Annotated in this window: 9 protein-coding genes; 5 read left to right on the forward strand and 4 right to left on the reverse strand. The window is 55.5% G+C overall.

Annotated features, from left to right (window positions below):
• The first annotated feature begins 186 nt into the window (after positions 1–186).
• The 5 genes from B5M07_RS03550 to B5M07_RS03570 all read left to right on the forward strand — a co-directional run bounded on the left by B5M07_RS03550 (position 187) and on the right by B5M07_RS03570 (position 8,882).
• Positions 187–1,980: a site-specific integrase gene (locus tag B5M07_RS03550; RefSeq protein ID WP_120352142.1), complete on the forward strand. Its 1,794-nt coding sequence runs from the start codon at positions 187–189 to the stop codon at positions 1,978–1,980.
• A gap of 167 nt (positions 1,981–2,147) precedes the next feature.
• Complete coding sequence (locus B5M07_RS03555) at positions 2,148–2,552, forward strand: helix-turn-helix domain-containing protein (RefSeq protein WP_120352143.1); 405 nt, start codon at positions 2,148–2,150, stop codon at positions 2,550–2,552.
• A 1,146-nt stretch (positions 2,553–3,698) separates the two neighbouring features.
• Positions 3,699–5,726: an ATP-dependent nuclease gene (locus B5M07_RS03560; RefSeq protein ID WP_120350246.1), complete on the forward strand. Its 2,028-nt coding sequence runs from the start codon at positions 3,699–3,701 to the stop codon at positions 5,724–5,726.
• Positions 5,723–8,041 (forward strand): hypothetical protein, encoded by a 2,319-nt coding sequence (locus B5M07_RS03565; protein WP_205570899.1) that lies wholly within the window; start codon positions 5,723–5,725, stop codon positions 8,039–8,041. Before B5M07_RS03560 ends, B5M07_RS03565 begins: the two co-directional genes overlap by 4 nt.
• A 640-nt stretch (positions 8,042–8,681) precedes the next feature.
• Entirely contained in the window at positions 8,682–8,882 is a 201-nt protein-coding gene (locus B5M07_RS03570; RefSeq protein WP_162931797.1) for a hypothetical protein, read from the forward strand.
• A 30-nt stretch (positions 8,883–8,912) separates the two neighbouring features.
• On the opposite strand, the gene sugE is transcribed toward B5M07_RS03570, so the two are convergent.
• The 4 genes from sugE to tnpA all read right to left on the reverse strand — a co-directional run bounded on the left by sugE (position 8,913) and on the right by tnpA (position 11,757).
• A complete protein-coding gene (sugE, locus tag B5M07_RS03575) occupies positions 8,913–9,242 on the reverse strand; it encodes a quaternary ammonium compound efflux SMR transporter SugE (RefSeq protein ID WP_017467358.1) in 330 nt (109 codons plus the stop codon).
• Between the two features lie 32 nt (positions 9,243–9,274).
• Complete coding sequence (tnpC, locus tag B5M07_RS03580) at positions 9,275–10,978, reverse strand: IS66 family transposase (protein ID WP_065331082.1); 1,704 nt, start codon at positions 10,976–10,978, stop codon at positions 9,275–9,277.
• A gap of 69 nt (positions 10,979–11,047) precedes the next feature.
• Positions 11,048–11,395 (reverse strand): IS66 family insertion sequence element accessory protein TnpB, encoded by a 348-nt coding sequence (gene tnpB, locus B5M07_RS03585; protein WP_017467473.1) that lies wholly within the window; start codon positions 11,393–11,395, stop codon positions 11,048–11,050.
• On the reverse strand, positions 11,392–11,757 hold the full coding sequence (tnpA, locus tag B5M07_RS03590) for an IS66-like element accessory protein TnpA (RefSeq protein ID WP_065331083.1): 366 nt from the start codon (positions 11,755–11,757) through the stop codon (positions 11,392–11,394). Before tnpA ends, tnpB begins: the two co-directional genes overlap by 4 nt.
• Positions 11,758–11,846: the final 89 nt, after the last annotated feature.

Consider the following 11,846-nt stretch of genomic DNA (forward strand, 5'->3'; position numbering starts at 1 on the left):
TGTGCAGTAGTCGGTGATGGCTATCGGGGGAGTGTGTTGGCTGGGATGGTAGGACCAAATCCGGCTCGCTATCAAGCGCCTGACTTTTATATAAAACACTGTTTTTAATTGCCTATTTCCCGTGTGGGTGTAACACATGAGCGTAACACACAGTTGCTGCAGCTCCATGATCGAGAGAAGAAAACGATGGGCAGACAGACATACCTTATACGACGCGGCGGCGCTTATTCAGCCCGCCTGCGAGTGCCCAAAGATCTAGTCGAAGCAGTAGGCCGCAAAGAGCTGGTCAAGGCTCTTGGAACCAATGACCCGGCGGAAGCAAACCGACGTGTTCGGGCTGTAATAGATGCTTGGCTCCGCTCCTTTGATGCTTTGCGCAATAGGGGCACGATGGCAGAGGAGGATAAGGATGAACTTATCTGGTCGCACTACCAAGGCACCTTAGAACGCGATGAACAGCGTCGATCAATAGTTACGACCGACGCTGAGATCGAGGAAGCAGAAGATGCGGCAGTCGCCTTCATCCAAAAACAGAAGATTGAGACTTCTGACCACTTGGGCTTTCTGGATGCAGCTTTGGAGTTGAAGCTCCTGAAGGATAGACAATCTGGATCCCAGAGTGTCGAGGCGCGGAGCCGGAAAATTAAGCTGGGTGCACTCCGAAAACACTTGGTCAGAGGTGAGTCTGCTTTGGTCGACCATGAGATCAACGCATACTTGGAGACCCACGGGCTTGTTATCGGACCGACAGATCGTGCAGATCTCGTTCGTAAGCTTATTCGTGTCGAGATAGAGGCGCTCATGCGAACCGTAGAGCGTGACGAAGGGAACTTCGGTGGTGAGCCTGCTGACCAGTTGATAAAGCATGCCCTGGAGCGTCAGGGCCCCAACGGTGCGCCGGGCGAAAAGATCACCGACGTCTTCGAGATATTTGCCCGCGAGAACGTGGGCGGCGTATCGCATGACCGTATCAGCCAGATGCGTCGGGACATCAGCCTTCTGGTGCAGATCGCTGGCCCCACATGTCCGGTAGCGAAAATCGATAAAAAGATGGTCAGAGAATGGAAGGCCTTATTGGTGAAATTTCCGGTCAAGGCAACGGAGATGCGCGTCTTTAAGGGAATGACCTTACCTGAAATTGTCGCAGCCAATGGAACAGAGAAGAAGCCGGTGCTCTCTGACAGGTCAGTGAACAGATACCTCTCTAGCCTGAGCGCCTTTTGCAAATGGCTGGTCAACAACGGCTATCTTGACCAAAACCCTGTTTTAGGAATGTCATTGGCGAAAGAGAAGGGGAGCACAACGCTCCCGTTCTCCACCGATCAACTTAATGCCCTGTTTCGCTCGCCGCTTTTTACAGGGTGTCAGAGCGCGGAAGTGTGGTCGCTCATGGCGAAAAGCGGAAACGTCCTCATTCGTGACCATAGATATTGGGTGCCGTTGATTATGCTATTCTCCGGTGCTCGTCCGGGTGAAATAGGTCAGTTGAATCTGTCTGATGTTCGAGAACAGGATGGGCGTTGGATCATGCACATCACCACTGAGGGAGAAGGGGAGAAACGGACCAAGACGAAGGGTTCCATGCGCGTCGTGCCGCTACACCCGATGCTCATAAAGCTCGGTTTGGTCAATTATCATAAGGCGCAGATGAAGGCGGGAGAAACTGAGCTTTTCCCAAACGCGGTCCGGAACGCCCGAGGACAGATGATGGCTGAGTTTTCACGCGAGTTCAGTCGCTATCTGACGAGGATCAATATCAAGCAGGGTAGGGGCCTCAGCCTGTATTCGTTTCGCCATGGTGCTACTGATGCTCTGCGCCGTGCCGGTTACCTAGATGAACAGTTCGGCATGATCCTCGGTCATACCCAGGGCACGACGACTGGTCGTTATGGGATCCTTGCTCATGGTGTTCTGCGGCAACGTGCCGAACTCATCGATGCGATTGACTACCGAGATCTGGATCTCTCGCATTTACTTTGAACAACAACCTGAACTCTTCGTAGGAGTTGGAATTTGCCGGCCCCACTGGCCCCAAAATAACTTGAGATGCTTGCGGTCGGTTCAGCACAATGCATCTCCAACATCAGACTTTCTATAAAGAAATTAAGCAGTCGAGCTGCTGCGATACTTCATGGATGGAAAATCTGATGGCCCCAAAGACCCCATACGCTGACACGAAACTCGCAGCATATTTAACAAAGAGGATTCTTGAACTGCGCCCGCGTAAAAGCCAGCTTGAGATCGCTGTTGAAGCGGGTTTTATCAATGTGAATATGATGAGCCTGCTTAAGAGCGGAAGGAGTAAAGTCCCGTTGGATCGCGTGGCAGCGCTAGCCCAGGCGCTCGAGGTCGACCCAAGGCTTCTGTTTAGGATGGCTATCCAGCAGTCGGGCTACGAAACGACTTCAGAGGTGACCGACGAAATCTTCGGCACCATAGTCTCACGCAACGAAGTGGTATGGCTGGAAGCGCTACGTGACGCTTCAGATTACAAAGACCCTGCACTCACAACGCGCTCACGCGCCGCACTTCGGGGCCTGTTTAACAAATGAATAAAAAGCAGCCATCGGAACTGATGCCATCGCTTGAAGACATTACCGAGAATGAGCGCGCCTGGGTTGGCTTCTTGCGGTTGATCACTCAGGATACCGATCCAGCACCGACGCTTGCTGGCGTCCAAGCTTTGCGCTGCGTATTCTCAGATTGTCGCCCTTACCGCGAGGCTCCTGACTAAGGCTCGGCGGGCGGGATTTGCTGTCCGAACGACCAAACAGAGAACGCGGTTGGTTCAACGCATTTTCACCCGATGCGAATTAATCAGATGGTGCCGTCGGTGCCCCTACTAAGTGATGGCGAACTTTCACAGCTTGTCACACAGAAATAAGTTGCATGAACTAAAATCTGTCAACTTAGAGGGAAACTTATGTCAACTTAGATGGAAACTTAGCAGGTCAGTTTTGACCCAGATGTCAACTTAGCCGGACCGAGCCGCCAACCGAAATGCCAACAAAAAAAGGCAAAACGTAAACACAAGTTGGCGCTATAACCTAAAGATCAAAAAATAGTTCGAAATGATAAGCGCCATCACTTCATGTCGCATTCAACCAAGGCACATTCAGGTCAAAATGAAGCACGCTAGAGCATCGGCTTGCGGGCCTGGGGTGCATGGAGGGCAGCATACTAGGGCGCGTCTTGGGGCCCTCACATTGAGTTGCAGCATATATCAAACTTGGCAATGTCGGAGCTCAGATCAGAGCGAATGGCACCGTTCCGGGGCGGTAAAATACGCGTCCTTTAGGATGAGCGCACAAGATAGATGATCAGAGCTCAGGTTGGTAATTGGGCCGAACCGAAAGAGAAGACCTGCGGCAGGAAGAGTTGGTCTGCGCCGCACTCGCGGGGCACTACGAGCATTCGGGGCACTCCACCTCACCTTGTGTTGGGCCGTGAAACGTTAAGAATTAGCTTGAATAAAATGGATGTCTTAGCGGTGATCTTAACAGGTGGATGCAACACGCTCTTCGAACTTCTGAGCGGGCGTAATATTACAAGGTCGTTCATCTATGCCCGTGAGCACATTGGCGATTTTGCGGTTTTCGGCCATGCCACCTTGAGAGTTGCCAGCGTAAACTATTGAAATTACCGTTGAGTTCCGACGGATAGGAAATCGAAGAGTAAAGATCCTGGGGAGTGGACCAATGCAGCTCGAGCGCGCGCGCATCAAAAATTTTAGATCGCTTCGAGACATCGACGTCGGCTTTGGCGCGCATACAGCGTTCATTGGCGGCAACGGCGCGGGCAAATCGTCCATATTGAAAGCAATTGAGAAATTCTACTCCACGTCGAAAAGCTGCGACGCCGACGATTTCTTCGCGCGCGACCAGGGGCAGCCGATCGAGATCGAACTCCCCTTTCATCAGCTGAGCGATCAGGAAGCGGCGTCGTTCGAGGACCGAGTTCGCGACGGCAAGCTGGTCGTGACACGTATTTTCGACGATGGCCCCTCAAGCGGTCGCTATCACGGTGTCGTTCCTCAAATCCCCGACTTTGTCGCGATCCGGTCAAAATCCACAGCGATGCAGAAGCGCACGGCCTACGATGCTCTGCGCGAAGACAATCCACTCTACGCTGATATGCCCAACGCCGGCAGCGCTGCCGCAGTTGACCAGGCGCTGCTGGATTGGGAGGCAGCCCATCCCGATCAACTGATTCCGCTGCTCGATGACGGGCAGTTCTTTGGCTTCCAGAACAACAGCCGCGGCAAGCTCCAGAGGCATACGAGCTTCGTGTTCATCCCAGCGGTGCGCGAGGCGTCGGCCGATGCAGCCGACGGGAAAACGAGCGTTATCGGGCAGCTTCTCGAGTTGCTTGTGCGTAGTCAAATATTGCAGCGACCCGACGTTCAGGCCTTCAAGGCGCAGATGACGGAAGCCTATCAGGCGTTGGTGTCGGCGGAGAATATGGCGGAGCTTGGCGCTCTGGCGGCGACGCTCACCGCCGACCTGCGCGGCCTCTACCAAGAGGCCGAGGTCGACTTGAATTGGCGAGAGATCGGAGAGATGCCGGTCCCGTTGCCGATGGCTGACGTGTTTCTTAAGGATGATGGTTTCGGCGGCCCGGTCGATAGGCAGGGCCACGGCCTTCAGCGCGCCTTCATTTTAACACTGCTCCAACATCTGGCGCGCGCGGCGGTTCCTGAAACCGAGGATGCAGGTGCCGAGGAAGCAGGCGGCGATGCTCTTGACTACCCCGCAGTGGTCGCCCAGACGCCCACTATGATCCTCGCTATCGAGGAGCCAGAACTCTACCAGCATCCGACTAAGCAGCGGCATTTCGCCGAGGTGTTGCGCGGTCTCAGCAGCGGCACGATTCCAGGCGTCCAGGGGCATACCCAAATCATCTTCGGCTCGCACTCGCCGATGTTCATTTCGATGGGCAAAGCCGATGAGATCCGGCTCACCCGCCGCTCAGCCTGCGCCGACAGCGCGTTCAAGCAGTGCAGCTTGCGGGCTCTCGATCTCGGTATCGTAGCACAGAAGCTAGAACGGGGTTGGGATAAGCCCCCCGGCTCATACAGTGCACAGACATTGATGCCAAGGCTTCATATCCTTGGAGCTGAACTGGCGGAAGGATTTTTCGCGAATGGCGTCATCCTAGTCGAGGGGCGCAGCGACAAAGCGGCGCTCACGGCGACAGCACGGATGCTCGGCGTTAATTTTGAGGCGGCTGGAATCGCCATCCTATCTACTGAGGGAAAATCCAACCTCGACCGTCCTTATATCATTTTCCGCGAGCTCGGCATTCCGACCTTCCTGCTCTGGGATTGCGATCACCATCTGCCCGAAGGTAAGCGCAAGCCCGCGACGGACCTTGCCTTGAGCAAGCTCGCAAAGCCAGATCAAGAGTTCGATGCCGCCCCGACCAATGACCTTGTCAGCGATTGCTATGCGCATTTCGGCAATACGCTGGAACACCGCCTCAAGGAAGATATCACCCCGGAGGTTCACGCCGCGTGCCTTACTGCTGCCTGCGAGCTTTTTGGTGTGGAACCGAACAGTGACACCCAAAAAATCCCCGATGTCGTTTATCAGACATTGCGGCGCGCCAAGGAACAGGGTCACGAGAGCGAAATGCTGAAGACGGTCGTAAGGGGAATGTGGCGTTTTTTCCGCGGTGAGGACCTGCCTGACCCGCCACAGGTGCAACCGTCGGTCTCCGCCGCATGAATGTCGACGGCGGCATGGGCGATGTTGTGTTAGCCCGAAAGCGCCGCGCGCACGGTGCATGGAGTGACCTGGCGCTACATACGATAGGCTGGCGTGCATTCCAGGATCTCTGCTCGCAGGTCTGCGAAGTGGTGCTCAGCCGTCCAGTCGAGATTTTCCGGGAAGCTCAGGATGGCGGCCAGGACGCGGTGTTTTTAATACCGTCGGGATCGGATGCGCCCGCCATTGGCACAATTCAGTGCAAGCACACCTCAGAGGCGGGCAAGGCGCTGAAGGCGGGCGATCTTTCGGGTGAGATCGAAAACGTCGAGAAACTGGTCAAGGCCGGTCTGGCCGACACTTACGTCTTCATGACCAACATGAGCATCGATGCGCCTGTCGCCGCCAAAATGCGTGCACGCTTGCGCGAGCTCGGCGTGCGAAAGCCGCATATTCTAGGCAGCCAGTATATCGTCAGAGTCATTAGGAGCAGCGCTCGCCTGCGCGCGCTCGTGCCTCAAGTATATGGTCTTGGCGATTTGACTTCAATCGTCGACGAGAGGCTCAGTGAACAAAGTCGGGCGCTTCTCGATAGTTGGATTCCGAAGCTGCGGACTTATGTTCCGACCAAGGCCCATCGCGACGCGGTTAACGCCATCTCGGATCATGGCGTTGTGCTCCTGCTTGGCAACCCGTCGAGTGGTAAATCCGCGATCGGCGCGATAATTTCTACTATAGCATCCGAGAACCCAGATAACACCATCCTTGCTCTCACTAGTCCGCGCGATTTCGAGGCGGGCTGGAACCCAAACGATCCCGGTCGATTTTTCTGGATCGACGATGCATTCGGTTCGAACGTGCTACGCGACGATTATGTCCAAGACTGGGCTTCTGCGTTTTCGAAATTGCGCGCGGCGATTAAGCACGGCAATCGCTTCCTGCTGACGTCGCGCAGGCATATCTATGAGGGTGCGCGGCGACAACTTGGCCAGCGCAATCTCGCGCAATTCACAGACCGAAGTGCCGTGGTAGACGTGGGCGATCTGTCTCTCGATGAAAAAGGCCAGATTCTGTATAACCACATTAATTTCGGCGAACAGAGTCAGAGCTGGCGATCGAGCGTGAAACCGCACCTTGCGGCCGTTGCTGGCGTTGAGAGTTTTCTTCCGGGCATTGCCGAACGGCTTGGGGACCCGAGCTTCACCAAAGGGCTGGCGCCGCGCGAGCTTTCGCTTGTCCGCTTCATGGAAGAGCCGACTGAGCACCTTGTCGATACCGTAAACGCCTTGGCCGATCAGCTGCAGGCGGCGCTTATCCTGGTTTATGTCCATCAGGCCGGCTTCGATCCCAGCGACCACGATCCGTTGGCTGCGAAGGCGGTCGCAGAACTGACCGGGTATTCCATCAGCAAGATTCAGGATAGCTTTGCGGAACTGAAGGGGTCGTTCCTTAAGCTCTCCGGCCCCAGATGGACCTTCGCACACCCGACGATTTCGGACGCCCTGACGGAGGTAATGCGACAGAAGCCGCATATGATGGCAGCGTTGATCCGGGGAGCGCCTATTGACACCATTCTCGGGAGCTTCACGTGCGAAGGATCATCGCACATACGAGACGCCCTGGTCATCCCAACCGCACTGGACGACGCTTTGGTCGCCCGCCTCGGCCGCACACCCGACGAGCTCCATCGAAACCGGATGCTGTTCCACTTTCTATACTATCGCGCCAGCGAGGTGGTTTTCTCCAACGTGGTTAAGAGATATCCGGATTTGTTGCAGCGATCATCTTGGCGGACCGATCCCGTTGTTGACGACCCGAAGCTTGCCACCTGCGGTCGCGCAAATCGCCTAGGACTCTTGCACGACTATCTGCGCGAGGAAGCAGCAGAAAGGCTTGAGTTGGCGGCGAAAGATGCGCTTGACGCCTCTTTCTTCGAAGAAGAAGACATGCTCGGCCTATTGTCGCCGTTACGTTTGGTTAGCCTGGGTCTGGGATTGCGGACCACGGTTTTGCCATCTCTCGAAGATCGAATAGAAGAGATTACGGCAGATGCCGATCTCGACGACGAACCCGACAGTCATTTCAAGAGATTGTTCGACCTGTTGGACCGGCTGGAGGCGATTGGCGTCGACGCCGACGCAGCTGCTTTAATTGAAGAAGCACGCGACCAAGTCGGACGCTCAGTTGAGGAGATCGAGGAGCGCAAGCGCGAGCGGGAAGACGAGAACGAAAGAGATGCTGACTGGACCCACATAGTGACGCAGAAGAGGGAAAAAGCGCCCGTGCCGCCCGCGCCCGCGGCGATGCGATCGAGATTCGACGACATCGATAAGTAGAATTGAGAAATCCTAGATGTTCCCTGTGTCACAGTCCGCAATCGACTTCCGAACATAGAGATTCTCCCAAGCACAATCAGCCATACTACATTGGCGATCTATTTGCTTGTTTGCGCCGGGCGGTTCAGCCTTAGCCATCCGGCGGTTTAACCAATTGATACGGCTTGCCGGCATTTGGAGGAATGGCTCAACACCTAGGGGCCCACGGGCGGCTTAGGTGATGTTTACTGAGCGAAGTCCTAGAAAATAGACATAGCCTTTATGGGGATGCCTATCGGTGCCACCGCGTTCCGGCACGCAAATCCACCTTGCACCGCAACTGAATTTTTCTGGCAGTATCCAGCGCCTAATTCTCATCTGCTTTGCCAGCCGCCGAAGGCTGGAAGGTCGTCAGCAGCCCGCGTGGTCACAACACTTCTTCTGGTAGTAATTGCCAATGAGGCACCAGACGCTGATCAAGGCTTTGTTGTCACTGCACAATTCAAACGCTTCCAACAGTTATCCGCAGGCCTGAAAAGGGGAATCGTCTCAGGTTTCCGGAACATCGCGAGCAAAATCATGCGCATCGCGCAAGCCGCGCCGCTATAACCAAATTATACACAACAACTTCTTCGTTCACCCCTGCCTAGGACACAATAAAATGAGCTTGAACCGCCAGATGACCATGCTGCTAAGGACAGCTTCTGACCGCTACCGTGACAAAGATTTCGAAGACAAGTATCTTTACCTCACCGAAACCATCTTCGCGATCACATACATGCAATTTACCGGTCTGAGTAAGCGCGCCGCGTCAGATGTAGGAGACTACGTAAGCATCCAGGGAAGCCCCTCTGCACTGTGATCATAGCAGCTCGTTGATTGTCATTCGGCGCTAATGATTGGCCGTGGTTCCGACCAGTTTCAGCCCAACAATCCCAGCAACAATCAAGAGAAGACAGGCGACACGAGCCAAGTCTTTTTGCTCTCCCAAGATGGTCATTCCAATAATAGCAACGCCCACAGCCCCAATACCTGCCCAAACGGCATATGCAGTACCTACGGGAATGTCTTTCATTGCTTCAGCCAAGAGCCAGAAGCTTGCGATCATTGCGAGCACGGTCAGGACAGATGGCTGAAGTTTCGTGAAGCCTTGAGTGTATTTCAGACCAATTACCCACCCACATTCAAGAAGACCCGCAAAGAACAAGTAAACCCAAGCCATTTTACCTCCATAGGCGTCAATGAAAAGTTTGATCAGGCGGCGTGTTGATCCCCGACCTCAGCATTCTGCGCGTTGATCATGCCCTGAGATGCCCAAGGTAGCAACAGGGGGATGCGATTGACGGGATGATCCTGGATGCGTTCGAGCACCCAAGCGAGCCAGGCTTCGGGATTGACGTTGTTCATCTTTGCGGTCTCGATGAGAGTATAGGCGATTGCTGCGGATTTGCCGCCTGCCTCTGACCCCATGAAGAGGTAGTTCTTTCTTCCAACGGCCACAGGACGCACTGCCCGCTCGGCTGTGTTATTGTCGATTTCCAAGAAGCCGTTGTCGAGATAAGGCCGTGCCTTTGGCAGGCGCGCGAGGGCATATCGGATGGCCTTAGCCAGTGGCGTCTTGCCGGAGATTTTACCCAACTGCTCCTTGAGCCAGATCTCCAGATCATCAAAGATGGGCTTGGCGAGTTCCTGACGCAGGGCCACGCGCTCATGGGGTGGTAGGAACCGTGCCTGTGTTTCAACGTCATAGAGCTTTCGAATGCGCAAGACCGCTTCGCCCGCCACAGGCAGCTTCAGGCTTTCATACAGGGCATAAAACTCCCGTCGCACATGGGCCATACAGGCCATCTCCTTGATGCGCCCCGTGCGGTAGGCATCGTTATAGCCTGCATAGGCGTCCGCATGGGCGTAGCCCGTGTAGGATTTGAGATGTTCGCTCGGGTGTTCCGCACCTCGGTTGGTGGAGAACTGATACCACACGGCGGGTGGCGCGGCCCCGGACCAGGCGCTCTCATCTCGGGCATAGACCCATAGCCGTGCGGTTTTGCTCTTGTTTTTGCCACGCCCTTTGCCCTTCTGGAGCAGCTTGACCGTGGTATCATCCATGAAGATGGCTTGTGCCTCAAACACATGGTCACGGATGGCATCTGCCACGCGTTCAAGCAGCTTGGTGCATTTGCCCACCCAGAGGGCCATGAGCGATCCGCTCAGGTCGATGCCTTCGTTCTCAAACATCTGGCTTTGGCGATAGAGCGGCAGGTGATAGCCGTATTTGCAGCACAGGATATGCGCCATCAGCGCGGGACCCACAAAGCTCTTGGGGATGGGGCGGCTTGGCATCTCCGCCTGAACCACCTTGTCACAGCAGCTACAGGCCAAACGCGGGCGGTTGATCTGATTGACGATGTAATGGCCTGGAACATATTCCAACTCTTCCAGAACATCTGTTCCCAGCTCCCTGAAGCGGCCACCACAGTCTTCACAGGTCTCACCGGGGGTGATGGTCTTCTTGACCCGCTTAAGCCCCTTTGGGAAAGGCTTGCGTTTGCGCGGGGTGCGCGGCGGCTTTGGGACGTCTGCCTCGGAAGACGTCTGGCCCTCACCATCACCTTCAGTCTCTGCGGCTTGCTCGATCTCCAACTCTTCGAGGATCAGTTCCAGCGCCAGTTGCGCGCTGCTTTCCGACTTTGACCCAAAGCGGTGCTTTTTGTGACCATGCAATTGCAAGCGCAGATCAGCAATGAGGGTATCTCGGCTCTGGATGGCCCGCGCATGGGCGGTGCGCTCGGCAGCAAGGGCGGCTTCCATCTCATCCTTGAGGCGTTTTTGGGCGGAGGCATGGCTCAACGATTGGCCCAACAACTCCGCATCCTTACGGGCCAGTTCCGCCGCTTGTGCGGCTACAAAGGCCTGCACGTCAGGTGGCAGATCAGCCAGATTTGGAGGGGTCTTACGCATGCCATTCCATAGCAAAATCGGACATCAGGGGGAATCCCAAAACAGCAAGAAAGCCCATAAAACATTGCCTCAGCCCACCATCGCGGGCCGCCATGTCTTCTGCGGCATGCGCCAGTCTATGCCTTCCATCAGCATGGCCAACTGCGCGCGGCTCAGGTTGATTTTACCCTCGCTGGCCGTGGGCCAGACAAACCGACCCCGCTCCAAGCGCTTGGTGAACAAGCATGCACCCTGACCGTCCCACCAGATCATCTTGATCTGATCACCTCGCCGTCCCCGGAACAAAAACAGATGGCCGGAATAGGGATCGCCCGCCAGAACCTGCGCGGTCTGTGCCGCCAGACCGTTGAACCCACGCCGCATGTCCGTCACACCCGCCGCCAGCCAGATCTTCGCATCCGCCAGAACAGGGATCATGCCGCCAGCCCCCGCGCCAGTTCCAGCACAAAGCCAGCATCAACCCCGTCGCTAACGCTCAGCTTGCGCCCATTCTCCAGCGTGATCTCTATCCGGGAGCTGGCTGTAGGCCGCGCTTCCGGCAGCATCGGTACTGCATCGTGATCGCCGCCTGAAATCTCAACAGGCATGAACCCGGCATCATCAGACCCATCGGGTTGAAACCTGTCATCGCTGCGCCACGAATAAATCCGGCTTGTCGGCACGCCATGACGGCGAGAAACCATCGGCACACTGACACCATCGGCTTGGCTCTCTGCCACCAACCGCCGCTTGAACTCATCCGAGTATTTGGAACCCCGCCCAACCCGCCGTTTACTCATCTCAAAACCCTCATATTGCGCCAGTCAAATCGCCAGCCTCGCGCAATAATCGCACCTCAAATCAGCCCAAAATAGAGGGGGTTCCCTTG

The sequence above is a fragment of the Sulfitobacter sp. D7 genome (assembly GCF_003611275.1).
Taxonomy (GTDB): domain Bacteria; phylum Pseudomonadota; class Alphaproteobacteria; order Rhodobacterales; family Rhodobacteraceae; genus Sulfitobacter; species Sulfitobacter profundi.

What these genes read in the sequence shown, in the direction of transcription:
- B5M07_RS03550 (WP_120352142.1), top strand. Translation starts at nt 187, where the DNA reads ATGGGCAGACAGACATACCTTATACGACGCGGCGGCGCTTATTCAGCC.
- B5M07_RS03555 (WP_120352143.1), top strand. Translation starts at nt 2,148, where the DNA reads ATGGCCCCAAAGACCCCATACGCTGACACGAAACTCGCAGCATATTTA.
- B5M07_RS03560 (WP_120350246.1), top strand. Translation starts at nt 3,699, where the DNA reads ATGCAGCTCGAGCGCGCGCGCATCAAAAATTTTAGATCGCTTCGAGAC.
- B5M07_RS03565 (WP_205570899.1), top strand. Translation starts at nt 5,723, where the DNA reads ATGAATGTCGACGGCGGCATGGGCGATGTTGTGTTAGCCCGAAAGCGC.
- B5M07_RS03570 (WP_162931797.1), top strand. Translation starts at nt 8,682, where the DNA reads ATGAGCTTGAACCGCCAGATGACCATGCTGCTAAGGACAGCTTCTGAC.
- sugE (WP_017467358.1), bottom strand. Translation starts at nt 9,242, where the DNA reads ATGGCTTGGGTTTACTTGTTCTTTGCGGGTCTTCTTGAATGTGGGTGG.
- tnpC (WP_065331082.1), bottom strand. Translation starts at nt 10,978, where the DNA reads ATGCGTAAGACCCCTCCAAATCTGGCTGATCTGCCACCTGACGTGCAG.
- tnpB (WP_017467473.1), bottom strand. Translation starts at nt 11,395, where the DNA reads ATGATCCCTGTTCTGGCGGATGCGAAGATCTGGCTGGCGGCGGGTGTG.
- tnpA (WP_065331083.1), bottom strand. Translation starts at nt 11,757, where the DNA reads ATGAGTAAACGGCGGGTTGGGCGGGGTTCCAAATACTCGGATGAGTTC.